Annotated in this window: 21 protein-coding genes; 12 read left to right on the top strand and 9 right to left on the bottom strand. The window is 71.1% G+C overall.

What is annotated here, in order from left to right; all coding sequences use genetic code 11:
- Positions 1–177: 177 nt before the first annotated feature.
- The gene (locus KOI35_RS39470) at positions 178–1173 is read left to right on the top strand and encodes a fibronectin type III domain-containing protein (protein ID WP_215794437.1); all 996 of its coding nucleotides are present in this window, start codon (positions 178–180) and stop codon (positions 1171–1173) included.
- Here the strand turns inward: KOI35_RS39470 and KOI35_RS39465 are convergent.
- Both KOI35_RS39465 and KOI35_RS39460 read right to left on the bottom strand, forming a co-directional pair.
- Complete coding sequence (locus tag KOI35_RS39465; RefSeq protein ID WP_215794435.1) at positions 1157–2578, bottom strand: GGDEF domain-containing protein; 1422 nt, start codon at positions 2576–2578, stop codon at positions 1157–1159. The two genes, KOI35_RS39470 and KOI35_RS39465, sit on opposite strands and share 17 nt — an antisense overlap.
- Before the next feature lie 37 nt (positions 2579–2615).
- Positions 2616–4181, bottom strand: coding sequence for a ricin-type beta-trefoil lectin domain protein (locus tag KOI35_RS39460; protein WP_215794432.1), 1566 nt, complete (start codon positions 4179–4181; stop codon positions 2616–2618).
- Between the two features lie 88 nt (positions 4182–4269).
- On the opposite strand from KOI35_RS39460, the gene KOI35_RS39455 reads away from it, so the two are divergent.
- The 5 genes from KOI35_RS39455 (at position 4270) to KOI35_RS39435 (ending at position 8414) form a co-directional block, all read left to right on the top strand.
- The gene (locus KOI35_RS39455; protein WP_215794430.1) at positions 4270–5415 is read left to right on the top strand and encodes a GH12 family glycosyl hydrolase domain-containing protein; all 1146 of its coding nucleotides are present in this window, start codon (positions 4270–4272) and stop codon (positions 5413–5415) included.
- An 89-nt stretch (positions 5416–5504) separates the two neighbouring features.
- Positions 5505–6503, top strand: a complete 999-nt coding sequence (locus KOI35_RS39450; RefSeq protein WP_215794428.1) for an RICIN domain-containing protein — start codon at positions 5505–5507, stop codon at positions 6501–6503.
- Between the two features lie 19 nt (positions 6504–6522).
- Positions 6523–6687 (top strand): hypothetical protein, encoded by a 165-nt coding sequence (locus KOI35_RS39445; protein ID WP_215794425.1) that lies wholly within the window; start codon positions 6523–6525, stop codon positions 6685–6687.
- Positions 6668–7363 carry a DUF429 domain-containing protein gene (locus tag KOI35_RS39440; RefSeq protein WP_215794423.1) on the top strand — a complete coding sequence of 232 codons (696 nt, stop codon included), beginning with the start codon at positions 6668–6670 and terminating at the stop codon, positions 7361–7363. Before KOI35_RS39445 ends, KOI35_RS39440 begins: the two co-directional genes overlap by 20 nt.
- Before the next feature lie 28 nt (positions 7364–7391).
- Positions 7392–8414 carry a DUF695 domain-containing protein gene (locus KOI35_RS39435; protein ID WP_215794421.1) on the top strand — a complete coding sequence of 341 codons (1023 nt, stop codon included), beginning with the start codon at positions 7392–7394 and terminating at the stop codon, positions 8412–8414.
- A 1-nt stretch (position 8415) separates the two neighbouring features.
- Here KOI35_RS39435 and KOI35_RS39430 read toward each other — a convergent pair whose 3' ends face one another.
- Genes KOI35_RS39430 through KOI35_RS39415 form a run of 4 tightly spaced genes read right to left on the bottom strand, consistent with a single transcriptional unit; the run spans position 8416 to position 10692 of the window.
- The gene (locus KOI35_RS39430; protein WP_215794419.1) at positions 8416–8718 is read right to left on the bottom strand and encodes a putative type II toxin-antitoxin system PemK/MazF family toxin; all 303 of its coding nucleotides are present in this window, start codon (positions 8716–8718) and stop codon (positions 8416–8418) included.
- Entirely contained in the window at positions 8715–8948 is a 234-nt protein-coding gene (locus KOI35_RS39425) for a hypothetical protein (RefSeq protein ID WP_215794417.1), read from the bottom strand. Before KOI35_RS39425 ends, KOI35_RS39430 begins: the two co-directional genes overlap by 4 nt.
- Before the next feature lie 29 nt (positions 8949–8977).
- Entirely contained in the window at positions 8978–10036 is a 1059-nt protein-coding gene (locus KOI35_RS39420; protein WP_215794414.1) for a sensor histidine kinase, read from the bottom strand.
- On the bottom strand, positions 10033–10692 hold the full coding sequence (locus KOI35_RS39415) for a response regulator transcription factor (RefSeq protein WP_215794412.1): 660 nt from the start codon (positions 10690–10692) through the stop codon (positions 10033–10035). Before KOI35_RS39415 ends, KOI35_RS39420 begins: the two co-directional genes overlap by 4 nt.
- Positions 10693–10779: 87 nt before the next feature.
- On the opposite strand from KOI35_RS39415, the gene KOI35_RS39410 reads away from it, so the two are divergent.
- The 3 genes from KOI35_RS39410 (at position 10780) to KOI35_RS39400 (ending at position 12911) form a co-directional block, all read left to right on the top strand.
- On the top strand, positions 10780–11601 hold the full coding sequence (locus KOI35_RS39410) for a S1 family peptidase (RefSeq protein ID WP_246614508.1): 822 nt from the start codon (positions 10780–10782) through the stop codon (positions 11599–11601).
- Positions 11602–11610: 9 nt separating this feature from the next.
- The gene (locus KOI35_RS49170; protein WP_215794408.1) at positions 11611–12405 is read left to right on the top strand and encodes an AraC family transcriptional regulator; all 795 of its coding nucleotides are present in this window, start codon (positions 11611–11613) and stop codon (positions 12403–12405) included.
- A gap of 101 nt (positions 12406–12506) precedes the next feature.
- Positions 12507–12911 (top strand): SRPBCC family protein, encoded by a 405-nt coding sequence (locus KOI35_RS39400; protein ID WP_215794405.1) that lies wholly within the window; start codon positions 12507–12509, stop codon positions 12909–12911.
- Here the strand turns inward: KOI35_RS39400 and KOI35_RS39395 are convergent.
- The 3 genes from KOI35_RS39395 to KOI35_RS39385 are packed head-to-tail and all read right to left on the bottom strand — an operon-like array spanning position 12886 to position 20296.
- Positions 12886–17718 (bottom strand): DNA repair ATPase, encoded by a 4833-nt coding sequence (locus KOI35_RS39395; RefSeq protein WP_215794403.1) that lies wholly within the window; start codon positions 17716–17718, stop codon positions 12886–12888. The genes KOI35_RS39400 and KOI35_RS39395 overlap by 26 nt on opposite strands.
- On the bottom strand, positions 17715–19712 hold the full coding sequence (locus KOI35_RS39390) for an SPFH domain-containing protein (RefSeq protein WP_215794400.1): 1998 nt from the start codon (positions 19710–19712) through the stop codon (positions 17715–17717). The genes KOI35_RS39395 and KOI35_RS39390 overlap by 4 nt, the downstream gene beginning before the upstream one ends.
- On the bottom strand, positions 19712–20296 hold the full coding sequence (locus tag KOI35_RS39385; RefSeq protein WP_246614507.1) for a hypothetical protein: 585 nt from the start codon (positions 20294–20296) through the stop codon (positions 19712–19714). The genes KOI35_RS39390 and KOI35_RS39385 overlap by 1 nt, the downstream gene beginning before the upstream one ends.
- A 173-nt stretch (positions 20297–20469) precedes the next feature.
- Between KOI35_RS39385 and KOI35_RS39380 the strand changes: the two genes are divergently transcribed.
- The 3 genes from KOI35_RS39380 to KOI35_RS39370 are packed head-to-tail and all read left to right on the top strand — an operon-like array spanning position 20470 to position 24415.
- On the top strand, positions 20470–22761 hold the full coding sequence (locus tag KOI35_RS39380; RefSeq protein WP_215794396.1) for a DUF6493 family protein: 2292 nt from the start codon (positions 20470–20472) through the stop codon (positions 22759–22761).
- The gene (locus KOI35_RS39375; RefSeq protein ID WP_215794394.1) at positions 22758–23945 is read left to right on the top strand and encodes an SWIM zinc finger family protein; all 1188 of its coding nucleotides are present in this window, start codon (positions 22758–22760) and stop codon (positions 23943–23945) included. Before KOI35_RS39380 ends, KOI35_RS39375 begins: the two co-directional genes overlap by 4 nt.
- Positions 23946–23971: 26 nt before the next feature.
- Positions 23972–24415 carry a CBS domain-containing protein gene (locus KOI35_RS39370; protein WP_215794391.1) on the top strand — a complete coding sequence of 148 codons (444 nt, stop codon included), beginning with the start codon at positions 23972–23974 and terminating at the stop codon, positions 24413–24415.
- The last annotated feature ends 36 nt before the right edge of the window (positions 24416–24451 follow it).

Here is a 24451-nt window from a genome sequence, read left to right as displayed (position 1 = left end):
GATGTCTGCCACAAATTTTCAACTTGTTGCCAAGTTTTTTCGTGAGCAGGGATTCAAGGTTTCAGATACATCACTGATAAGTCAACGGCTCGTGTCGCAAGATTTCGCGGAGGCCAAACCGACCCACGATTCCGTACGCGTGGCAGCTCGCACAAAAGCCGATGGAAAGATTTGCGCATGTCCATCGATCCCGTCCCGGTCGTGACGTGGGAGTCGGCGCGGCTGGCCGACGGCGACCACACCTACGTCTACGGCACCGAGCGCGCCCCCGGCCGGATGACGTTCGCGCATGTGGCCCGCGTGCGTGACGACGAGTGGCGCTACTGGACCGGCGCCACGTGGTCAGCCGATCCCGCTGCCTCGAAGCGGCTCCTCAGCGGCGTCGGGGCCACCTTCGCGGTGCTCAGGCTCCCGCCCCTGTACGTCCTCTTCACGCGCGAACACAACCTGTCGTCCGACTCGCAGCTGGTCGCCTACACGGCGCTGTCACCGACCGGCCCCTTCGACGGACCGCACCACCACGGCACTGTGCCCGACGCCCTGGCCGTCCACGAGGACAACGGCCGGCTCGTCATCACCAACCCGGCCCACACCACGGCCGGCTGGCCGTTCTGGCCCCGGTCGACCACACCGCCCGCGCCGCCCGGCCTGTCCGCGGTCACCGACGACGAATACGCCTACCTGGACTGGCACATGGTCGAGGGCACCGGCTACCGGATCTACCAGCGGGATGTGACCGGTGGGCAGACCCACTTCGCCCGGCTGCCGGTCGCTCCGAGGCTGCCCGGGGTGCGGGTTCGGCAGCTCATCCCGGGCCATCGTTACGAGTTCCGGGTCGCCACCCTGGCCGGCGACGCCGAGGGGCCGCTGAGCGAGATCGTCGCCTTCACGCCGCACAGCCCCCGGCGGGCCGCCGAGGTGATCCTCGCCGCGGGGGTGCCCGAGGCCGTGCCGGACTCGTACATCGTGAGCCTGCGGGAGAACGTCGTCGCGCAGGAGCACGTCGAGCCGTTCGTTCATGCGCTGATCGCCCAGCACGGCGGCACGGTCACCACGGTCCTCAGTCAGATGCCCGTGTTCGGAGTCGACATGTCCGAGGCTCAGGCGATCGACCTGGCCGCCCATCCCGAGGTGGACCACATCGAGCAGAACCGGCTCATGTCACTGGATTGAGGCGGTGCGCAGCCATGCCGGGTTCGTAATGGACGATGGCGCTGCCCGGCTGGGCCTTGGCGGCGTACATGGCGATGTCGGCCCGACGCAGCAGATCGCCGGTTCCGTGGGCTATGCCGAAGCTTGCGCCGATCGCCAGCGGGTGGCCGGCCACCTCGATCGGCTCGGACAGGGCGGCCATCATCCGCCCGACCACCTCGTCGGCGTCCGGACCGGGGAGGATGACGACGAACTCGTCGCCGCCCAGGCGGGCCACCGTGTCGCCGTCGCGGGCGCAGTCGGACAAGCGGCGGCTCACCGTGATGAGCAGCTGGTCGCCGGCGTCGTGGCCGAGGGTGTCGTTGACCTGTTTGAAGCCGTCCAGGTCGAGCAGCGCCACCGCGACCGGGCCGTCGAGCTGGGCGTCGAGCCGGCGCTGGAACAGCACCCGGTTGGGCAGGCCGGTCAGCGCGTCGTGGGTGGCGCTGTGGTCCAACCGGCGGACCAGGCGGCCGTTGTCGATCAGGGCGGTCAGTTGGCGTACGGCGACCAGCGCGGTCACCAGGGCCGCCCCGACCACCATGGCCACGTCGTTGTCCAGCCCGCCGGCCGCCGCCTCGGTCACGAGCAGGGCCTGGACGGCGAGTACGGCCACGTACGGGGCCAGGCTGAACGGGCGGTCCGGGCGATTCGCGGCGGCCCGTTTTCTTAAGAGCTGCCGCCCCGCGGCCAGGGCGGCGACGAAGAAGCAGGCCGGGTTGCCGACCATCGAAGCGAACAGGTGCGGTTCGGTGATCAGGGGCTGGGCGATGGGCGCGAGCGTGCCCACGAACACCGCCGCGGCCAGCATCCGCAACGACGTGCGGTCGATGTAGCGCTGACCCGAAAGCACCACCTTCATCACCGAGAACACCGCGATCATGCCGGTGACGGTGAGCACCAGTGAGGCGGTCGCGCTGGGCAGGTGCCGCATCTGGAAGTGCCACAGGAACACTGCTGCGGCGAGCATGACCGTGCCCGCGTCGAGCAGCAGCCGCAGCAGGGTGCCGGGGCGCCGATCGCCGATCGGGAGCCGGAGGAGGGCGTACACGATGAACAGTTGCGCGACGCCCGCACCCGCGATGAGCAGGGGTGGGGTGTGCGGCGCGGTCGACTCGGGGTGGCGCCACACGTCGTAGCCCTGTGCGGCCAGCCCGAGGGTGGCGGCGACCGCCGCGTAGGACAGTCGCCGCCAGAAGTCCCGCGTCGGCCGGGGGAGGTCGGCGGCACGCGAGGTGTGCCGCAGCGCCCCCGCGAGCAGGGCGCCGGCGATCACCGTCGGCGCCCAGAGCAGCAGCGACGGACCGGCCGGATGCACCAGGTTGACGCCGAACCAGAGCGCGGCGGCCAGCGCCACCAGGCCCGATGCGCTGGCGTGTCTCCCCATGACGGCCCCTATCGGCACCAGGGCCGCCGACCTGAGCTCAGGCGTACGGGAAACTCTGGGGTGGAAGTCCGTTGCAGTCCCAGAGCTGCAACCGTGTCCCGTTGGCGATCGCGCCGCCGGGCGAGTCGAGGCAGCGGCCGGAGTTCGGGTTGAGCAGCGAACCGTTCGTGCGCCGCAGCCACTGCTGAGCCGGGGTGCCGTTGCAGTCCCAGATCTGGATCTTCGTGCCGCCCGCGGTGGCCGCACCCGGCACGTCGAGGCAGCGTCCCATCGCGCCGATCGAGCCGTCGGTCCGCAGCGTCCACCGTTGCACCGGCGCGTTGTTGCACGACCACAGCTGCACGGCCGCCCCGTTGAAACCGCCGCCCGCCGCCACGTCGACGCAGGTTCCGCCGATCGCGCCGAAACGGCCGGTGCGTTCGCTCATCGGGGGCAACAGACCTTCTTCCCCGTACGCCCGGCAGCCCGCCCCGGTGTCGTCGGTGCTCACTTGCAGCACCGTGTTGCCGTCCAGGCTCGGGGCCAGCGACGGGCTGTAGTTCGGGCAGACCACCGACCGCGCACCCGGGACGGCCACCGGCGCCGGGATGGCCGTCCAGGGTCCGGTGCCGTCGCCCGAGAACATCGCCCGACCGTTGACCGCCGCGTCTGTACCGTCGGCGTTGCGCACCCGCTGACCGATGAGCAACACACGCGCAGTCGACGTCACGGCCAGAGTGGGCGTCGCGGTCAGGTAGCGGCCATCCTGCGTCTGCACCAGCGGGTCCAGCCGGGCCGGATCACCCCAGCTCACCCCGTCGCCGGAGAGCCGGGAGCGGACCGCGCAGTCGTACTGTCCGCCGAAGCCGCAGATCTCGTACGCGAGCAGGTAGCGCCCGTCGGCCAGCCGGCGCACCGCGGGCATGCCCGGCCGATGTCCCGCCTGCGGTCCGGTGACGATCGGCGTGCGGGCCGACCAGCCCACCCCGTCGTTCGAGATGGCCTGCACGAGCACCTGACTGCGTCCGGGCTGACTCTCGTCGGCGAAATGCACCACCAGGCGCCCGTACGCGTCCACGAAGAACTCCGGCTCCCACAGCCCACCGGCGTTGTCCGAACGCGCGACCGTGGACAGGAAACGCCAGTTCCGGCCGGCGTCGTTGCTGGCCCAGACCCGGATCGCCATCCGGCGCCCGGATCCGCCGTCCTGTCCGACGCTGCCCGCCCACAGCACGGTGCCCGCGGGCATGCCGCCGATCGCCCGCGGCAGAACGAACAAGGTCGCGCAGCACAGTCCGGCGCGGGCCTCGGGGTCGGCGACCGTGCCGACGCGCTGGAAGCCGTTGCCGCTGTTCTCGTAGATGCCGCCGACCGGGCCGCCGGGCGGGAACTGGGTGACCGAGAGCAGCGCCCGCCCGTCGGCCAGCCGGACGACTCGCGGATACATGGCGGTGTCGCTGCCGACCGGAGCAGCCGCGGCCGTTACCGGCGGCGCTGCGGCCGCCTCGGCCGGCGCTGCGGCCGCCACTGCGGGTGCTGCGACTGCGGGCGCTGCCACTGCGGGTGTTGCGGGCGCTGCTGCGGGCGTGAGGATCAGCGCCAGGACGAGCAGGAAAGCTCTCATGCCGCGATCGTCGGCATCGTCGTGGGAGCGTGTCCATTTGTTTCGAAACTGATAGGCATCTATGTACAGGGTGTTACACGCTGCGACGATGCGTACATTTCTAGTCGGGCTGCTGGTCGCCGCCGGGGTGCTCGTCGGCGCCGCGCCGGCCCAGGCCGCGACCGAGACCTGCGAGCAGTACGGGACCGTGACCGTCGAGGGCGGCCGCTACATCGTGCAGAACAACCGGTGGGGCGCGAGCACCGCCCAGTGCATCAGCGTCGACGGCGCCGGCTTCCGGGTGACCCGGGCCGACCACAACAACGCCACCAACGGGCCGCCCGCGTCGTATCCGTCGATCTACGCCGGCTGCCACTACGGCAACTGCACGTCGGGCAGTGGGCTGCCGGTGCGCGTACGGGACTTCGGTGATCCCCGCGCCACCTTCAACATCTCGACACCCGACTCGGGGGAGTGGGACGCCGCGTTCGACCTGTGGTTCGACGCGTCGGCCAACCCGCCCGGCCAGAACTACGGCGCCGAGCTGATGATCTGGACCAACCACCGCGGGCGGCCGCAACCGATCGGCTCGCGCGTCGGCTCGGTCAACCTCGAGGGCGGCACCTGGGACGTCTGGATCGGCAACATCGGGTGGAACGTCATCTCGTACGTCCGGACGACGCCCGCCAACACGATGAACAACTTCAGCGTGAAGGCGTTCACCAACGACGCCGTCGGCCGTGGGCAGATCAACCCGGCGTGGTTCATGACCAGCGTGCAGGCCGGGTTCGAGCCGTGGATCGGGGGCGCGGGGCTGGCCGTGAACCAGTTCGCGTTCAACCTCAACGGCGGCACCTCGTCGGGCAGCTCCGTCATCCGCGGCGCGGGCAGCAACCGGTGCCTCGACCTCGCCGGGTGGGGCACCGCCGACGGCAACGACATCATCCTGTGGGACTGTCATGGCGGCTGGAATCAGCAGTGGCGGCGCAACGGGAACGCCCTGGTCAACCCGCAGTCCGGCAAGTGTCTGGACGTGCAGGCGGCCGGCACCGCGAACGGCAGCGCGGTCTGGCTGTGGAGCTGCATCCCGAACGGGCCGGCCCAGCAGTGGGTGCAGCAGTCGAACGGCACGCTGCGCAACCCGAACTCGGGCAAGTGCCTGGACGCCGACGGCTGGGGCACCGCCAACGGCACCCAGCTGATCATCTGGGACTGCGGGGCGGCCCAGTCCAACCAGATCTGGCGGTTCGCGTGAGGCGCCTTCTTACGTTGTTGATAGTCGCCGCCGCTGTCCTCTTTGTCCCGTCACCAGCGTCCGCGGCCCCGCTCGGCCTGCGCTTTCTCATGATCATCAAGCCGGTCTCGCAGGTGCCCGGCCTCGCCGCCACGCTGAATCAGGGCCAGATCGATTCCGCCCGTACGGCGTTCCTCTCGACGTTTCCACGAATGGTCGAAGACCTGACCGGCAACGCGGTCGACATCCAGACCTCGGTCGTGGTGTCCAGCCGCCCCCTGACGTCGATCGGCTACCAGGGCCTGATGGTCGAGCCCGGCAACGTGCCCGACGACGTGACCCAGTACGTGCACCCGCGCGAATGGGACGGCGTATTCGTGTACAACGCGTTCCGCCCCCACGCGTACTTCTCCAGCGGCGCCCCCGGCCCCCACAACACCGGCTGGACCAGCGTCAACGCCCGCGACGACCTCGGTTACAACCAGGACGCGGTGGCCGGCTGGGTGCACGAGATGCTGCACCAGCTGGGCGAGCAGTTCTACTTCCAGCAGCTCGGCGTGCCCGGCGCGGTCGACCTGCACTCGGGGGAGGCGCACGGCTACAACCAGAACAGCGGCGGACTCCCGTACTGGCTGGGCTGGTACCGCGACTTCCTCAACGGCACGATCCCCGGCGGCCTGGGACTGGGCCCGAAGGCGTGGGCGATGGGCAACCGCCGGGGCGACCAGATGATCGTCGGAGCCGGCTCGAACCGGTGCCTCGACGTCCCCGGCGGCCGCGCCGACGACGGCCTGCGCATCCAGCTGTACGACTGCCACGGCGGGCCCGAGGTCCGTTGGAGCTGGCAGAATGGAGCGCTCGTCAATTCCCGTACGGGAAAATGTCTTGATGTCGCCGGAGGCCGCACCACCGCCGGCACGCCCGTCCAACAGTGGGCGTGCCTGGGCAACGGCGCCCAGAAATGGCAGTTGACGAACGGCACGCTGCGCAACCCGAACTCGGGCAAGTGCCTGGACGCCGACGCCTGGGGCACGGCAAACGGCACACCCCTGATCATCTGGGACTGCGGCCAGGCCCAGTCCAACCAGACGTGGCGCCTGCAGAACTGACGTTGCTACCGTCCGCCAGGTGAGGAAACAGCTGGAGGCGAGCCCGTACAACGCCGAGAAGGATTTGCACGGGCTCGTCGTGCCGGATCCCCAGGCCTGCGGCGCAAAATTCATGGTGCCGCAACGCGTCGACCCGGGGGCCTCGGCGTGCCAGGAGGCGACCGGTGCTGACGCTCGGGGTTGACCTGGCCTCGGCCGACGAGCGGACGGCCATGGCGCGGATCGAGTGGGCAGGCGGGGCTGCGGTCGTACGGGAATTGCAGCTCGGGGTTTCCGACAATGAGCTCGTCGCGGCTATCGGTGGGGTCGATCAAGCTGGGGTGGACTGTCCGCTCGGGTGGCCGTCGGCGTTCGTCGACTTCGTGGTCGCGCATCGGGCCGGCACGTGGCGCCCGGTCGACGCCGACGCGTCCTGGCGCCGGACCCTGGCTTACCGGGTCACCGACCAGGTGGTGCGGGCCGAGGTGGGCATCAACCCGCTCAGCGTCTCGGCCGACCGGATCGCCTACGTGGCCTTCCGCTGCGCCAACCTGCTCGCCCAACTGCCGGGGCACAACGTCGTCGAGGTCTACCCGGCCGCGTCGCTGCGCCGGTGGGGCCTGACGCACCGCGGCTACAAGGTCGACGGCCACGACGCGCTGCTCGACGCCCTGCTGGCCGCTGCGCCTTGGCTCGACCTGGGCCCGTACGGGAAACTCGCCCGCACCAGCCACGACGCCTTCGACGCGGTGATCGCCGCCCTGGCCGCACGGGCCGCCGCGATCGGATGCACCCTGCTCCCCACCGCCGACCAGCAGGAGGCCGCCCGCACCGAGGGCTGGATAGCCCTACCGACCGGCGAGCTGAAAGATCTCCCGTAGCGTGAAACGGCGCGTAACCTGCGCGTATATGAAGCTCTTCCGCAAGAAGGCGCGCCCCGAGGCCGAAACCATCGCCGAGTTCTGGCAGTGGTGGTCGGCCGTTCGGGACCAGGTGGCGGCCGGGGTCGGCGCGGGCACGGTGGCCCAGTTCGCCGACGCCATCGGGGAGCGGGTCGCGGCGATCCACCCCGACCTGCAGTGGGAGCTCAGCCCGGGTGGCACGTCGGCCCACGCGCTGGCCGTCACCCCGGGCGGGCGGGCCGAGATCCGGGCCGTCGCCGCCCGCTGGCTGGCCGCGGCCCCGCCCGCCGACGCGATCTGGTCGTACCGGTCGGTGCGGGCGGCCGACCCGTCGACCTTCGAGTCGACCATCGAGATCGGTGGCCGGCAGTTGGAGCTCGCGCATGTCCGGTACGGCATCGCCGTCGATGAGCAGAGCCGGCAGATCGACGTCGTCTGTTACCACCCCGCGTTCGGCGGTCTCCCCGAGCAGGTTCAGGGTCAGATCACGTTTCTCACGCTCGACTGGGCCGTCGGCGAGCAGGCCGTGGAGATCTGGCTCGGCGAGATCAGCTGGAGCGGGACCGAGCCGGCCGATCCGCGTACCCCGGCCGAACTGGGCAAGGCCGTCGAGACGATGGCCGGCCGCGGCGACGACGTGTGGGCAGTCATGCAGGGTGAGCGGAAGGGTCTGCCGCTGCTGGCCACGGTCACCGTTCCGTTGCGGCCGGCCCGCTGGCCCCGGTTCGACCTGCATGTGGCGGTGCGGCTGCCCTACCTCAACAGCAACGCGGGGCAGCTCCCGGTCGACGGGTCGCTGGACGGGCTGCGGGCGTTCGAAGACGAGCTGAGCCACGCGATCGGCGTCAACGGCACCCTGGTCGCCCACGAGACCGGTGCGAACCTGCGGACGCTGCACTTCTACGCCGACGCCCAGACCAACGCGCGGGCCGAGATCGAATCACGCCTGGCGCACTGGGCGGAGGGGCGCGCCTCGACCGATGTCCGGCTCGATCCCGCGTACGAGCAGGTCCGTCACCTCATGCAGTGAGTCAGAGCCCCAGGTAGTTGCGCAACGCGTCGTCGACTCGCGACATCGTGGTCCGGGACAGCCGGCCAATTCGTGCACCGACGTTGTCGGGGACGACCGGGCGCAAGCGGGTGACGTCGATGGTGCCGCGGACCGGGTCGGCCGGGGCCGCGGACACAAGCGACGGCGACGGTGGTGTCGGGATGTCGGCGCCGAGGATGACGACGAAGGTGGCCCGGCGCGGGTTGTATGGCGCGGCGGAAACGATCGCGATGCGGGCGCGGGTGTTACCGATCGTGTATTCGTAGACGTCGCCTCGGGTCACGCGACGTCCGGGTCGAGGCGGTCGCTCGCATCGAGCGCGGCGAGGACGGCCTGGTCGTCGGCCGGCAGCGAGGACTCCCAATCGGCGATGACGTCGACGTCGCCTCGGGCCGCCTCGTGCCGGATCGCGCGGTCGAGCCAACGGCCGACGTCGAGCCCCTCGGCTTCGGCGCGGGCACGGGCCAGAGGGATGCTGCCCTCATCGAGCGTCAGGGACGTCTTGGATCGCATACCGCTCAACATACCGCCTGACGTGACGCTCATGGTAGGGGCGAGCGGAAGGACACCTCGACGCGCAGGCCGTCCTTGCCGGTTGACGATGCGGTGATGATGCCGTCGTGGGCTCGGGTGATCGAACGCGCGATGGCCAACCCCAGCCCGGCCCCGCCGCTGTGGTCGATCCGCCGGCCGTTGAGCCGGCGGAACGGCTCGAACAGCGCGGCGACCTCGTCCGGGGGCACGTCGTCGCCGGTGTTCTCGATGATGAGAGACGAAGCACCGACGCGCACCGTTATCGTTCCGCCGGCGCGGTTGTATTTCAGGGCGTTCTGCACGAGGTTCGTGACCAGCCGTTCCAGCAGCACACGCTCGCCCGGCACGGTGAACGGGCTCAACTCGCGGGTGATGGTGACTCCGGCGTCGGCCGCGCGGGAACTGTGTGCTTCGAGCACCTCGGCGGTGATGTGGTCGAGTCGTAGCGGCGTACGGGAAAGAAGGCCCCGGTCACTCTCGCTGAGCACCAGCAGACCCTCGATCAGGCGTTCGTTGCGCTCGTTGGTCTCGAGCAGCTGGGCGGCCAGCAGGGCCAGCTGATCCTCGCCGAGCGTGCGCGACAACCCGACCTCGATCAACGTGCGTTGCACGGCCAGGGGGGTGCGCAGTTCGTGCGAGGCGTCGGCGGCGAAACGGCGCTGGGCCTCGTAGCCGATCGCGATCCGGTCCATCATCTCGTCGATCGCCCGGCCCACCGCGGCCAGTTCGTCGTGGGCGGTCGGGCGCAGGCGGTGCCCCAGATTCTGCGGGCCGACGTTGGCGATCACCGGCACCAGGTCGCGCAGCGGGCGCAGGCACCAGCGCATCAGCGGATAGCACGCGGCCAGGAACAGGGTGACCGTGATCAGGACGGCCAGGATCGACGGGATGCTCGGGCGGCGGAAGATCTGCCGGCACACGTACGTGGATTCGGGGCTGGGCGCCACACACCAGGACGGGCCGAATTCGCGCCAGAAGAACAGCAGCAGCTCCGCCGCCCGGCCCACGAACAGCGACCCGATCAGGAGCACCGCCCCGAACAGGAGGATCCGCCTCCGCAAAGTCATGAGCCGAGCCGATATCCGGCCCGCGGCACGGTGTGGATCACCGGGGGATCGCCGAGCTTGCGGCGCAACGTCATCACGGTCATCCGTACGGTGTTGGTGAACGGGTCGGTGTTCTCGTCCCAGGCCTGTTCGAGCAGGTCTTCGGCGCTGACCACGCGGCCGCCGGCGCGCAGCAGCACGTGCAGCACGGCGAACTCCTTGGGCGACAGCGACAGCACCTCGCCGTCACGGCTCGCGGTGTGCCGGGCGACGTCGAGCACCACGCCGTCCTGTTCGAGCACAGGCGGCAGCGCCGGACCGGACCGCCGGGAGAGGGCCTGCAGCCGGGCGACCAGTTCGGCGAACGCGAACGGCTTGGTCAGATAGTCGTCGGCCCCCAGCCCGAGCCCCTCGACCCGGTCGCGGATCCCGGCCGCCGCGGTGAGCAGCAGCACCTTGGTGCCCGTGCCGGAACCGGCGATCCACCGGCACACCTCGTCGCCGGTGTGGCCGGGCATGTCCCGGTCGAGCACGGCGACGTCGTAGCGGTTGACCGCGAGCCGTTCCAGCGCACCGTCACCGTCGTAGACCACGTCGACCGCCATGGCGAGCCGCCGTAGCCCTTCGGCGACGGTGTCAGCCAGCACCCGTTCGTCCTCCGCCACCAGCACCCGCACGTCTGCCACCCTCGCACAGCCGCGATAAAGGATTCGTAAGGACGCCGCTGACGGCCCTGTAACACCCGGAAAAGCAGCATGGTCGGCATGCTCGGAAACCTGCTGCTGTCCGCCGCTCTCGCCCTGACGCCCACGATCGCGCACGGCGAGAACGCGAAGGACGGCGCCTACCCCTTCTCGGTGCTGCTCACGATGACCGGCCTGCCGACCCCCGACCACGGCACCCGGGACAGCTCGTGCTCGGGCGCGCTCATCGCCCCGACCTGGGTGATCACCGCCGGCCACTGCTTCCGCGACGCGTCCGGGCGCCGGGTCAGCCGCACGGTCGCCGAGGAAACCACCGCGGTGGCCGGGCGGATCAAGATCAAAGGCTCGGGTGGGTACGCCGTACGCGTCGTCCAGGTGCACCAGTCGGAAACCGCCGACGTCGCCCTGGCCCAGCTCGAGCACCCGATCACCGACGTGCGCCCGCTGCGTATCGCGACCACCCCGCCCGTCCCGGGAGAAACCGTGCGCCTCACCGGTTACGGCCTGGTCGGCGACACCCCGGCCACCCGCCTGCAGACCGGCCGCTTCGTGGTCGGCAACGTCGGCGAATCCCTGATCCAGACCTCCGGCCACGCCCCACGCCCCGACACGAGCCCGTGCCCGCACGACTCCGGCGGCCCGTACTTCCGCGCTGGAAAGGACGGCGACCCCGAACTGGTCGCCGTCGTGAGCTCGGGCCCGACCTGCCCGCACGAGGGCCCCGACCAGGCCGCCCGCGTCGACAACCTCAGCGCCTGGATCACCGCCACGGTCGACGACCGCCCGCACCCGCTGCGCACCGTCGCCCTGGTCGCCGTAGTCCCCGCCCTGGCCACGATCGGCGCTCTGGCCTTCCGCCGCCGACGGTTCGGGAGGCCCTAGATTGCACGCGTGGAGTTCACCTACGAGGAGCGGCGGCCGCCCGGGCTCGCGCGGTTCGTGGAGTCGATCTGGTACGCCCGCGGCCGCATCGACTATCAGCGCGAATGGATCGCCCCCACCGGGTCGACCGTCGCCGTCGTCGTGCTCGGTGACCCGATCCGTCTGGTGACCGGCGATCACCCGCCGCTCGTCGCCCACGAGGGCTTCCTGATCGGGCCGCACGACCGCCCCGTGCTCAACGAGCCCCTCGGTGAGACCCATTGCTTCGGCGTGGTGACCACCGCGGTCGGGTGCCGGGCGCTTTTAGATCAAGACCCTTCCCCCGTACGGGGAAAGGTCGTGCCCTGGCCCGCGACCGCTCTGCGCCAGGCCCTGTCGACCGACGGCCGGCTCGACGTCCTCGAGAAAGCGCTGGTGCCCGCCGCGCCCGGCCCGGCCCTGCTGCGGTGTGAGGCGGCCGTGCACGCGCTCGAGGCCGACCCGCGACGGTCGATCGCCGGACTGGCGGCCGAACTGAACGTCTCGCACGGGCACCTCGACCGCGAGTTCACCGAGATCGTCGGCCTGGGCCCGCGCGTGCTGTCCCGGATCCTGCGGTTGCGGTCGCTGCTGGCCGCGCTCGACGTCTACGCGCCGGTCGACTGGCCCGGGCTCGCCGCCACGTACGGATGGTTCGACCAGAGCCACTTCATCCGCGACTTCCGCCGGCACACCGGCGTCACCCCGTCGGCCTACGTCCGGGCCCAGCGCTCCGCGTTCACCCCCGACCAGGCCGCCCCGGGATTCGTCCCGGACGTGAAGTAGCCCGACGTGAAGTAGCGCTACGTGAAGTAGCGCTACGTGAAGCAGCCGGAGGTCAAATCTGTCCAAGACACGGGGGCGCCGGACCCGCGACCCTGACCGCCGTGACCACTGCGTTTACCGCCTCCGCGACCGTCGAGCGCCCGGCCCCCGAGGTATGGGCCCACCTGACCGACTGGCCCGCCGCCCCGGCGTGGATGTCCGGCCTCGAGAGCATCCGGGTGAACGGCTCCGACCTGACCTTCCGGGCCCGGGGCCGCGACCGCACGGCCCGGATCGAGATCGTCGACCCCGGCCGTACGGTCGTCGTGCGCTCGGCCCAGGGAACCGTCAGCACCGCGTACACCTACACGTGCGATCCCGAGGGCCCCCGCACCAACGTCACCCTGATCGCCGACTGCGAGGTCGGCGGCGTCTGGCGCCCGTTCGCCGCCCTGCTCCGGGCCGCGATCCGCCGAGCCGACAGCGGCCAGCCGGCCGCGCTCAAGCGGGTGATCGAGGCCCGCTGACGTCCCGGATCGCCGATTCGATCTCGCGGACGCGGTCGGCCAGCAGGCCCACCGCGCCGACCGCGCGGACCATCGGGTCGTCGTCGGCGCCGCCCAGGGCCTGCTCACGTCGGTAGGCGGCCTTGACCTCGTCCCAGCGTGCCGTCTGCTCGGGCGTCAACCGGTCGCGCAACGCCGCCAGCTTGAGCAGGTTGGCCTCGGCCCCGCCGGCCAGGGTCTGCGCCTCACCCAGGTAGTGGTCGTCGATCACCGTCTCGAGCTCGTCGTCGTTCATCGCCGGCACGATGCGTTCGGCCAGCTTGTTCATGTTGCGATAGCTGCCCTGCAGGCGGAACGGCGGCTCGCTGCGGGCCGCGTCCGACTGGGCCGCCGACGCGATGTAGGCCTGGTTGTTTCGCAGCACCACCCGCTGGACCTTCTTCATCTTGCGCAGCACCGACAGCACCTGCTCGAGTTCGGCCGCCGAATAGGGGTGGGACAACCGGTCCGCCCGTACGGAATCGTCGCCGTCGGCCAGACGCAGCAGCAGCGGCAGGTCGGCGCGGTCGCGGGCAGCCAGCGGGGCCAGCGTGGTGTTCGAGGTGAGCGCGTTTTCCAGATAGGACAGCTCGAACAGGTCCTCGCGGCCGGCCAGCACGTCGCCCAGGTTCCACACGTCGGCCCGGTTGGCCAGCATGTCGGGCACCCGGAACCGACGCCCGGTCTCGGTGTACGGGTTTCCCGCCATGCACACCGCGAACCGCTTGCCACGCAGGTCGTACGTGCGGGTCCGCCCGTCCCAGACGCCCTCCATCCGGCGCTGGGCGTCGCACAGCGAGATGAACTTCTGCAGCAGTTCCGGGTTGGTGTGCTGGATGTCGTCCAGGTAGAGCAGCACGTTGTTGCCCATCTGCAGGGCGAACGAGATCTTCTCCACCTCCTGCCGCGCGGTCGCGTCGGGGGCGTCGGCCGGGTCGAGCGACGTGACGCCGTGCCCGAGCGCGGGCCCGTTGACCTTCACCAGGATCACGCCGAGCCGGTCGGCCACGTACTCCATCAGCGTGGTCTTGCCGTAGCCGGGCGGTGAGATCAGCATCAGCAGGCCGGACTGGTCGGTTCGCTTGCCGTCGCCGGTGGCGCCGAGCTGGCGGGCCAGGTTGTCACCGATGAGCGGCAGGTACACCTCGTCGAGCAGCCGGTTGCGGACGAACGCGGTCATCACCCGCGGCTTGAACTCGTCCAGCCGCAGCCGGTCGCGTTCGGCCGAGGCCAGGGCGGCCCGCTGCTTCTGGTAGACGCGGTAGGCCGGCATCCGATCCTCGCGCAACGAGCGGGTGCGGGTCAGCAGGTCGTCCAGCCGTACGGTCAACGACCCCTCGCTGATCCGCGGGTGCACGCCGAGCAGCCCGGTGACCGTCTCGGTGAGCGAGGCCGACACGTCGTACCTGGTGAGTCCGGTCAGTTCGACCGCGACCGCCTCGACGACGTCGGCCGGGTCGCCGGCATCCGGCTTGGCCGCCCGGAAAGCGCTCAGCCACGCGTGCACCAGCTGCTTCCGGGCCGGCCGATCGCCCTCGAGCGCGCGCAGGTCGGCCGCATACTGCCGGCCCGCCGCCGACTGCGGGCCACCCAGCTCACGGTGGAAGCGGTCGAGCAGCGTGCGCGCCCCGGCGCTGGTGGCGAATCCGTCGGGGGCGGTGGCCAGCTCCTCGGCCAGGTATTCCCCGCCCGGTCCGAGCTCGGCGCACAGCTCGTCCCAGGCCGCGCCGGCCGAGCCGAACATCGCCCGTACGCGGGCCAGCGACGCCGCCCGCAAGGTCCATTGCTCACAAAGGAGAGGCGTCGTCTCGAAGGCCCAGAACAACTGCGCGGCCGCCCGCACCGATGGGGGATACCGCAGCAGCCCGGCCCCGGCGTGCAACCGGACCAGAGCGGCCAGGATCAGGGCGGCGTCGGCGTCGTGCACCCCACGCTCGTAGCCCTCGTCGTAGCGGGCCTCGGCCCCACGCCGTACGAGATCACGCAGTGTCCCGTCGGTGAGAGCCGCAGCCGCCGCCGCGGGATCGTCCGCGAAGACCGCCGCGGCCAGGTGCTCGCCGCGATAGACCTGCGCGTCCTCGGAGATCAGCGGCTGGTCCCAGAACGTGCGGGTGGCCAGGAAGGCCTCGTCGCGGACCGGGCCCCGGTAGTCGGTGCCGGTGATCGCGAACGCCAGCTCCCCGGCGTGCGGCACCAGCGTCAGGTCGATCGCGCTGGTGTTGACGGCGAACGTGTGCCGGCCGAGCCGGATCGTGCGGCCGCTGTCGTCGTACAGGTCCTGGCGGTCGCGCAGCGCACGGCCGGCGTCCTGCCGGGCCGCCTTGAGCTGACCGTCCAGCTCTTCCGCCCGTACGGTGTCACCCAGCTCCCGCAGATCGACGGTGAGCGAGCGCAGCTTGGCCACCATCGGGTCGGTGGCGAAGTAGGTGTTGACCTGATCGGCGTCGGTCAGCGCGCCGGCCCGGCGGTGCACGGTGGCGAGGATGCGGCGGGCCGAGTCGTTCAACCGGTCGGCCCGGCGCGCCTGCTCGTCCAGCAGGGCCTGCTTGCGGCCCGAGATCGCCTCGTAGACCTCGGTACGTTTGGCGCCCAGCTGCTCGGCGAAGTCGGCGAACTCGCCGAACCGGGTCTCCAGCGTCTCGATCTGGGCCATCAGCCGGGTCAGGTGCTCGTCGCAGCGGTCCGGCGTGTCGGCCGCGGCCAGCGCACCGCTGACCGCCTGCCCGAACAGGGCGAACTCGGCCGCGAACTCGGCCCGGCCCTCGAGCGCGGCCAGGTCGCGGCGGCGGCCGTCGACGGTGGCGCGAGCCCGGTTCAGCCCGCCCAGCACCGTGCCGAGGCGTTCCAGGATGCCCACGCGCACGGTGGCGTCGGCGATGTCGAGGCCGCCGATCACTTCGGTGACCGCCTGGATGCCGTCGAACTGCTCGGCGATCCGGGCGGTGACCGGCTCGGCCTCGGCCACGGTGGCGATCGCGCCGGCCTCGGCGACCAGACCCTCCACCGTGGACTCGTAGTCGGCCAGCGCGTCCGGCCGCTGCAGATGGTCGACCGCACGGCGGGCGGTCTCGTCGACCGCGGTGGACAGCGAGGCGTCCACGGCGTCGATGCGGGCGAGGTCGGCGTAGCGCATCTCGCGCAGCCCGGCCAGGCGGCCCTGTTCCTGACGCAGCCCACCGAGCTGCGACACCCAGCCACCGGTGGTGGTCGGATTTTCCGCGCGGGAGGCCCCGATCAGCGCGGTGGCGGCGGTCTCGGCCGCGGTCACCGCGTCGGCCGCCTGCCCGGTCAGCACCTGCACCGACTCGAACTCGTCGAGCACCTGCTCGGCCGTCGCGCGTACCTCGGTCAGCGGCTCGGCCAGGTTTTCCAGCTCGGCGTCGGCCAGCCAGTGGTAGCTGTCGGCGACCCGGGTGCAGGCCGCGATGATCGCCTCGAACACCGGCCCGGACGGGCTCATCTCGTCGACCATGCGGGTCACGGCGAGCGCGTCGGCGATGCCGCGCACCAGGTCCGCGTTGCCGATCCGGTCCAGCGGTCCGTCGCCGGCCGGGCGTGCGGCGGCGAACGTGTCCGACTCGTACGGCGTCTGCCAGACCTGCATCGGGTGCACGCGGGCCGGCTCGTCGGTGGTGGTGCGGAAGACGACCAGGGTGCCGTCGTCGAACAGCGAGTAACCGTGGCCGACGATCGGGGTGGCGACCTCTTTGCGGATCACGTTGTACGGCAGCAGCAGGTAGCGGCCGGCGGCGCGGGCGTGGAAGACGTACAGCACGTCCTCGCCGTTGACCGAGTGGATGGCCCGCTCGTACTCGAGGTCGGTGGTGTCGGCGTCGAACGTCTTGGCCGCGCCGGTGGCCAGGTAGTAGCCGCCGGGGAAGATGATGCCCTGGTCGTCCGGCAGGCGACGGCAGGCCTGGCCGATGCCGTCGAGGCGGCGGACGTCCCGGGTGCGGGTGTTGAAGACCAGAAAGCGATAGACCGTTTCCTGGTACGGCAGCACGCGCAGCAGAATCAGGGGACCGACCCGCGCGTACGAGATCTCCGCGTCGGCCAGACTCTGCAGCGGCTCGTCGACCGGTTCGGAGAAGATGCCCTCGCCGACCTCGGTGTTGTTCTCGACCTTGATCGTCAGGGTGCCGCCGACCGCCTCGACGAACACCTCGTCCTCGATCGAGACGTGCGGGTGCCGGCCCAGCACGTGCTGCTCGCGGCCGGTGACGATCCACTCGAAGTCGTGCTGGGGCGGGAACACGTGGTCGCGCTCGCCGCGGTTGTCCAGATAGGACACCGCGCCGTCGGTGCCGACCCGCCAGCGCAGCACCTTGAGGTCGTCGCCCCGGGCGCCGGTCTGGAACACGGCCAGCAGCAGTCCCTCGATCCGGCGCAGCTGCAGCAGTCTGGTCTGCTTGTAATAGCGGTAGAGCTCGGCGAAGTCGCGCTCGAACCCCGGGTCGTCGAGCAGCCCGGGCAGGGTGGCCGGCTCGAACGTCTTGCCGTTGAACCGGTGCACCGCGAACACGTCGGCGACCGAGGTCTCGGCCTTGAGCCCGATGAACACGTTGTAGCCGAACAGCATGACGCCGCCGACCTGGGCGATGTCGCGGGGCACGCAGTTGTTCTCGGTCCGCACCCGGTCGGTGTGCAGCAGCGTCGTCTGCTGCCCGCCGAACGTGGAGATGCGGCGGGCGTTCAGGGCCTCCGCGCGGCCGGCCAGGTCGCGCGCACGCGCCCCGAGCCGGCCGCGCAGCACCTCATAGGTGCCGGCGTCGATCGTTTCCTGGGTCACCGGGACGCCGGCACCTTTCCGTCGGCGATACCCATCTTCTCGGCCGCGGCCAGCAGCTCACGGAGCTTGCCGGCGTCCTGGCCGCCGTTCTTGATCTGCTGGGTCAGGAACGCGGCCAGGCTCACGTTGGCCACGTCCGAGGTGGACACCGAGCCCACCACGCGGCCCAGGTCGTCGGCGAAGTTGGCCGACCCGTCCAGGTAACGCGCGCCCAGGCCCTGCGCCACCGTCGAGTGCTCGACGAACCCGTCGACGCTCTTGCCCAGCGTGATCGAGCCGATCAGCTTGTCGAAGAACATCGAGTCGCCGCCGACGATGTCGATGTCGGCCTTCTCGAGCCCGGCCGCCAGCACCATGGCCTGCGCCTCGGCGACCTCGCGGTGCACGTTGATGCCGGCCAGCCGGATCTCCTTCTCCATCTCCAGCCGCAGGCGGTACTCCTCGTGCTCGCGGGTGGCGTCGTCCAGCGCGGCCATCGCGCCCGCCTTCTCCTGCAGACCCTCGGCCTCGCCCTTGAGCTTCTCGCGGATCGCCTCCGCGATGACCAGCGCCTTCTCCCGCTCGACGGCGGCCTCGGCCCGGCCCGTCTTCTCGATCACCTCGGCGTTGCGCTCGCGCACCTGCACGTCGGCCAGGCCGGACGCGGCCGCCTCGGCCTGGGTGCCCTCGGCCAGCCGGATCTTCGACCGGGCGTCGAGTTCGGCCGCCTGCTGACGGGCCTCGGCCAGCAGCACTTCCTCGCGCGCCTTGAACTTGGCCGCGGCCTCGGCCGCCTCGGCCGCCTTGATGTCCTTGACCAGGGCCTCTTGCGCCTCGGCCTCGGCCGCGATGATGACCGCCTGGCGGGTGCGCTCGGCCTCCTCGACCGTACGCAGGCGCTTGATGTTCTCCTCCTGCTCGGCCACCGTCTTCTCGACCGCGATCCGCTCCCGGATCACCTCGGCCATCAGCCGCTTCTCGGCCTCGACCTCCTTGTCCTTCGAGATCGTGGACAGCTCGGTCTCACGCTGGCGGCCGATCACCTCGAGCATCCGGTCCTTCTCGATGCGCTCGGTCTCGATCGCGATGACCCGCTCGCGGTTCTTCTCGGCCACCGCGATCTCGCGGCGCTTGTTCTCTTCCTGCACACCGAGCTGCTGGTCGGTCTTGAGCAGGGCACCCTGGGCGCGCAGCCGCTCCTCGGCGTGGGCCAGGGCGATCTCGGCCTCCTCGCGGGCCCGCATGGTCTCGATCTCGCGGCGCTGCTTGATCTCGGCGTCGGTCTGCCGGCGCTCCAGCTCGAGGATGGCCTCGCGGGCGTCGACGTCCTGCCGCTTGATCTCCTTCTCCTCGTTGCGCCGGAAGTCGTTGGTCCGCACCGACTCGATCGCGGTCAGTTCCGTGATCTTGCGGATGCCCTGCGCGTCGAGGATGTTCTTGGGGTCGAGCGAGGCCATCGGCGTCTGCTCGAGGAAGTCGATCGCCGCGTCCTCCAGGCTGTAGCCGTTGAGGTCGGTGCCGATCACCTCGATGATCTGGTCGCGGAAGTCGTTGCGCCGGGTGTAGAGGTCGACGAAGTCGAGCTGCTTGCCGACCGTCTTGAGCGCCTCGGAGAACTTGGCGCTGAACAGTTCCTGCAGCGTCGACTCGTTGCTGGCCCGGTCGGTGCCGATGGCCTGGGCGACCTTGATGACGTCTTCGGTCGTCTTGTTGACCCGTACGAAGAACGTGATCCGGATGTCGGCCCGGATGTTGTCCTTACAGATCAACCCCTCATGTCCCGTACGGGTGATCTCGATCGTCTTCACCGAGATGTCCATCATCTCGGCCTTGTGCAGCACCGGCAGCACCACGGCGCCGGTGAACGTCACGTCGACGCGGCGCACCTTGGACACGATGAGGGCCTTGCCCTGTTCGACCTTGCGGAACATGCGGCTGACGAAGAACAGCACGCCGATGGCCACCAGCAGCACCACGGCTGCGAGCACACCGAACCCGGTGGAGACAACGTCCATCAATGACCCCTTGTTGCGATATCGGTGGGAACGACCCAGAAGAACTCGCCGTCCGGGTCGAAGTCGTAGAGAAGTGCCTCGGACCCGGCGCGCAGATCGTCGGCGCCGGCCTGGCGCACCTGGACGATCGCCGACGAGCCGTCCGGCGCGTGCACTTCGGCCTGGCCGAAGGTGTCGGTCACCCGCCCGGTGCGGATGACGCAGGTGAGCCCGACGAAGTCGGCCCGCGAGGCGTCGGGGCCGGCCGGGAGCAGTTTGCGGATCGGAATCACCAGGATGCGGGTGAGCAGCCAGGCCACGGCGAGCGCGGCGACCAGCACGGCCCAGAGCGGGACCGGCCCGTGGAACTGGCCGCCGGCCAGGCTGGCGAACCAGGCGAACGCGATCACCAGCGACAGCGACACCGGGGCGGGCACACCACCCAGCCCGGCGAAATCGAGGGGGCCGCCGTCGCTCGCCTCGGACCCCGCATCGGGGTCGGCGCCGCCCACGATGACCACCAGCCAGTAGCCCACGACCACGACGAGCAGAGGCGTGAACAGCACGGTGGGGAAACTCAACGCAGCGTCGATGAACCCGCTCAAGCCAGACCCCCCGTCCCATGATCGTGATCTCATGGTGACAGCCCGCGTCCAGCCACGATCGCCCGGACATTCTGGGGTCTGTGCCTCATCCCAGGCCACCCCACCTGCGGATTTTTGTCGAAACCGTCATATCTGGGGTCTCGGCGCTGTCCGGTATCCGGCAGAATTCGATCATGGCTTCCGTCGATGAGATCGTCGCCGCGCTGGCGGACGTGCCGAGTGCGGACCGGGTCGGCTGGCGTTTCGCCGACGAAGTGAGCCGTCTCGATCAGCCCGTGACGCCGCCGTCGCGGCCCGTCCCGGCGTGGTTTCGGGTGGGTGTCGAGAACGCGGTCGGCTGGCTTGCCGGCACGTGGCCGCAACGACCGCTGTTCCGGCCGATCCGGGCGCTGGACCGGGCCGGGATCGTCACGCCGGCCCACGACGACGCGTACGTGCTGGCCATGGTCTCGGCCCTGGGGGACCGGGGCGACGCCGAGTATCGGCTCGCCGTGATCCGCGCCGACCACGAACTGCGCGACGACCTGCTCTGGCGGGTGTTCGAGGTCGAGGGCGGCGGCGAGGTCAGTCTGACCAACGTCGACAAGTTCAGCATGCCGGGATGTGGCTGGGCCGACGCGTTCCGGACCCTGGTCGCCGAGGGCGCGCTGCCCCGCGAGCGGGTGCTGAACAGTTGCCTGGCCGCGCTGGGCCGCGACTTCAGCGCCTACCGGGCCGGATTCTTCGCGCGTCTCTTCGACTCGCTCACGCCCACCCCGGCCGAGCTGGCCACCGCGCGGCCCCGCCTTCTGCGGCTGCTCTCGTCGACGGTCCCGGCCACGGTCGCGTTCGCGGCCCGGCACCTGGCCACGACCGAGCCCGACGAGGAGTTCCTCGACGCGTGCCCGCCGGCCCTGGTCGTGCCGGCCAAGAACACGCCGCTCGCCCTCCTGCGCCTGGTCGCCCGGGCCGCGCCACGGCATCCGGAGCGGGCCGCCGAGGTCGCCGCCGTCGCGCTCGAGCACCGGCACCGCGACGTGCAGCTCGCCGCGCTCCAGCTGTTGCGCGAGTGGGGCGCGGGCGAACTGGTGGCGTCCCGTCTCGACCTGCTCGAGCCGTCGGTGGCCCAGCAGGCGACGGCGTGGTTCGGGCTCGTCCGCCCCGACGAGTCACCCGCCCCATCAGCGACGGAAGAGATCAAATCCGTTTCCCGTACGCCGGGGGAGCGCGCCGCCGCATTGATGGCCGGCGACACCGACCCGTGGGAGATCGAACAGTTCCTGGCCGACGTCGCCGCCGGTCGCGCCCCCACCGAACTGAACAAGCCCGCCCGCCGCGCGTTCAAGTATTCGGGCGAGCTGCGCCACGTGGTCGCCGCGATGCTGCTGGGCGAGCGTCCGCACCTGAGCCGCGGCGGCTTCCTGGCCCTGCGGTTGCGGGAGATCCAGGGGTTCACCGGCCCGCGTACGTTGCTCGCCACCCCGTCCGATCCGAGCGGCTGGCTCGACCCGGCCGAGTTCGTCGCCCGCCTGGCCGCCCAGCCCGGACCGGCCCGCCACGACCTGATCGCCGCCCTGTTGCGCCTGCACCCGGACGGACGGGAAGCCGCTCTCCGAAAAGGTGATGTCAGCGCGGTCGTCCGGTACGCGCTGGGCGGCCCGCCGGCCGAGATCGACGACCACGCGCTCTGGGTGGCCGCCGCCCGCACCCGCGCGCCGCTCGACGACGACCCGCACCTGATCGCGGCCGGGGTCACCGGGGCCGGCCGGGGCCACGCGGCCCGCCTGACCGTGCGCCTGACCTCGGACTCGTGGAGCTACCAGACCGAGACCGGCACCCGTACGGTCGTGGTCTGGGAGCCGCAGCTCGAGGTCGAGCCCCGGGTCGTCCGCCACACCGACGAGCCGACCGTGCCCGGTCCGGAGGCCGACTTCGTACGGTGGCAGGCGCAGACCTGGCCGCACGACGCCGAGACGTTCCTGGCGGCCGAGATCGAGGCCGCGATGTCGTCCGCGTACGGCGAGAACGACGGCCGGACCCCGGAACGCCTGGACGCGCTGCTCGCCCACCCCGGCCGGCTCGGACCGATGGCCGCGACCGTGGTCGCCGCGGCACTGACCGCGCAGGACACGGGCTGCCGCATCCGGGCCGCCGAGGCACTGACCACCCTGGTCCCGCGGCGGATTCCGGTGCCGGTGATGGCCGGCGCGATGGCGTTGCTGGCCGAGCACGCCACCGCCACCCGGTGGGCGGCCGCCCTGCGCGACACGGGCGACCCGCACACGGTGATCGCCGTCCTGAGCGGGCTGCTGCCACGGCTTCCGTACACGCATCGGGGCCTGAACGCGCTGATCGAGACGCTGATGGAGGAATGTGTGCGGGCCAACGGCGTACCCGGGAAGGCTCTTGATCCTTGGTTGTCGGGTTTCACCGGCTCGTCGAAGGCCGCCCGGAGCGCGCGTGACCTGGCGAAACTGATGCCATGACGGTCGAGCAGCTCTATCGATACCGGCACCCGTCGGTCCTCGGCCCCGACGGGCTGAGGCTGGCCACCTCGGGCGGCCCGGTCGAGCATCCGTACTTCTTCGACGGCCTGATCGAACGGCCGCCGGTGGTCGCGGCCGGTCTGCTCGCGGTGGCCCGGGTCGCGCGCACCCGCTTCTTCACGCCGCCGGGCATGCTGGCCGCGATCCTGCGCGCGGCCGACCCGATCGTGACCAGCGACGGCGCGATGCTGCGGTTCGAGAGCCTGTCGGCCGACTGCGGGGTCTACGCCCGTCTGGACGTGCTGCCGGACGGGCTCGGCGCGATACCGCGGGCCGCCGGGACGACCAATGTGGACTTCAACGGTCCGATGCGGGACGCGCTGGCCGGGCTGTCCGGACCCGACCCGATGCACCTGTCGGTCGGCGACGACGAGGTTCGGGTCCGCACCCTGGACGCCGAGGCGGTGGAACGCCGGGTCCCGCTGCCCGGCCGTTGGGTGCGCAGTCTGGCCGAACTGAACGTGATCGCGCGTGCCCTGCGGCCGGCCGCCACCTATCCGGCCGCCCATCTGCGGCGCCTGTTGCAGACCCAGGCCCGCGGGGCGCGCAGCGCGGACGTCCTGCACGTGGTGCCCGGCCCCGGCGGCCCGCGGCTCGCCTCACGTCCGGCGGCCGGCAGCGTGGCGGTGGCCGGGCTGGACCGGCTGCGCCCGGTCGAACCGCTGCTGCGGCACGCGACGACGGTCCGGGCCTTCGGCCTCGGCACCGGCAGCGCCTGGCTGCTCGAGATGCCCACGGCCCGGCTGACGGTGATGCTCAGCCCAGCGGTCAGCCGCGGGTTCTCGGGCGAGGGCGGTCTGCTCTCCGACGGCGTTCTCGACGACACCGGGTTCGACCTGGCCGACGGCACCACGTTCGAGCGGCGGCTGCCGCTGGACGCCCGGCCGGACGCGGACGACCAGCCCCGGCTGCGGGCGGCGCGGGCGCTGGTCGACTCGGGCGCGGTCGTCCCGGGCCCGGATCACACGATCGTGACGAGCGGCGGGACCGCGTACGTGGTCCGCCGTACGCCCGACGGGGAACGCTGCACGTGCGCCTGGTTCGCCACGCACGGACTCGGTCGCGGCCCGTGCAAACACATCCTCGCGGCCCGGCAAGGTCCTCCGATCGGCGGACCGTCCTAGATCGGCCCGGCCCATAGGCTCACGATGTGCGGGTCAGTGACGTGATGACGGGCTTCCCGGCCTACATTCGGCTCGGTGCGACCATCCGGCGGGCGGCCGAGGTGGTCAGCGTCTCCGAGGTCGGGCAACTGATGGTTCTCGACCACGAGGGCCGCTTCGTCGGTTCCCTGTCGGAAGAGGATCTCGTCCGGGCCATGCTGCCCGGCTTCGACGACGTCACCGAGGGCGGCGGCACGCTGGCCGACGCGTTCCGGCTCTTCCTCGAGCGCGGGCGCACCCTGGCCGAGCGGGTGGTCGACCCGCTCGTGGTGCGGGACGCGGCCACCGTCAAGCCGACCGACGAGCTGGCCCGGGCCGCGATCGTGATGATCGACCGGGGGATCCGGCGACTACCCGTGGTCGACGACGGCAAGCTCGTCGGCACGCTGTCGCGGGCCGATCTGTGCCGGGCGGTGATCTACCATTCCTGAGCTCCGGCTTCTCGTCACCGACCGGAAGACCCAGGC

It is taken from the genome of Paractinoplanes bogorensis, from assembly GCF_018829635.1.
Lineage (GTDB): Bacteria > Actinomycetota > Actinomycetes > Mycobacteriales > Micromonosporaceae > Actinoplanes > Actinoplanes bogorensis.
The sequence above is the reverse complement of the archived record's forward strand: the minus strand, read 5'-3'. Positions and strand labels throughout refer to the sequence as shown.

Excerpts from the sequence above, each read along its gene's own strand:
- KOI35_RS39425 (WP_215794417.1), bottom strand. The coding sequence starts at position 8,948 with ATGCGATCCAAGACGTCCCTGACGCTCGATGAGGGCAGCATCCCTCTG.
- KOI35_RS39470 (WP_215794437.1), top strand. The coding sequence starts at position 178 with ATGTCCATCGATCCCGTCCCGGTCGTGACGTGGGAGTCGGCGCGGCTG.
- KOI35_RS39460 (WP_215794432.1), bottom strand. The coding sequence starts at position 4,181 with ATGAGAGCTTTCCTGCTCGTCCTGGCGCTGATCCTCACGCCCGCAGCA.
- KOI35_RS39455 (WP_215794430.1), top strand. The coding sequence starts at position 4,270 with ATGCGTACATTTCTAGTCGGGCTGCTGGTCGCCGCCGGGGTGCTCGTC.
- KOI35_RS39465 (WP_215794435.1), bottom strand. The coding sequence starts at position 2,578 with ATGGGGAGACACGCCAGCGCATCGGGCCTGGTGGCGCTGGCCGCCGCG.
- KOI35_RS39375 (WP_215794394.1), top strand. The coding sequence starts at position 22,758 with ATGACGGTCGAGCAGCTCTATCGATACCGGCACCCGTCGGTCCTCGGC.
- KOI35_RS39380 (WP_215794396.1), top strand. The coding sequence starts at position 20,470 with ATGGCTTCCGTCGATGAGATCGTCGCCGCGCTGGCGGACGTGCCGAGT.
- KOI35_RS39390 (WP_215794400.1), bottom strand. The coding sequence starts at position 19,712 with ATGGACGTTGTCTCCACCGGGTTCGGTGTGCTCGCAGCCGTGGTGCTG.
- KOI35_RS39420 (WP_215794414.1), bottom strand. The coding sequence starts at position 10,036 with ATGACTTTGCGGAGGCGGATCCTCCTGTTCGGGGCGGTGCTCCTGATC.
- KOI35_RS39450 (WP_215794428.1), top strand. The coding sequence starts at position 5,505 with ATGATCATCAAGCCGGTCTCGCAGGTGCCCGGCCTCGCCGCCACGCTG.
- KOI35_RS39435 (WP_215794421.1), top strand. The coding sequence starts at position 7,392 with ATGAAGCTCTTCCGCAAGAAGGCGCGCCCCGAGGCCGAAACCATCGCC.
- KOI35_RS39410 (WP_246614508.1), top strand. The coding sequence starts at position 10,780 with ATGCTCGGAAACCTGCTGCTGTCCGCCGCTCTCGCCCTGACGCCCACG.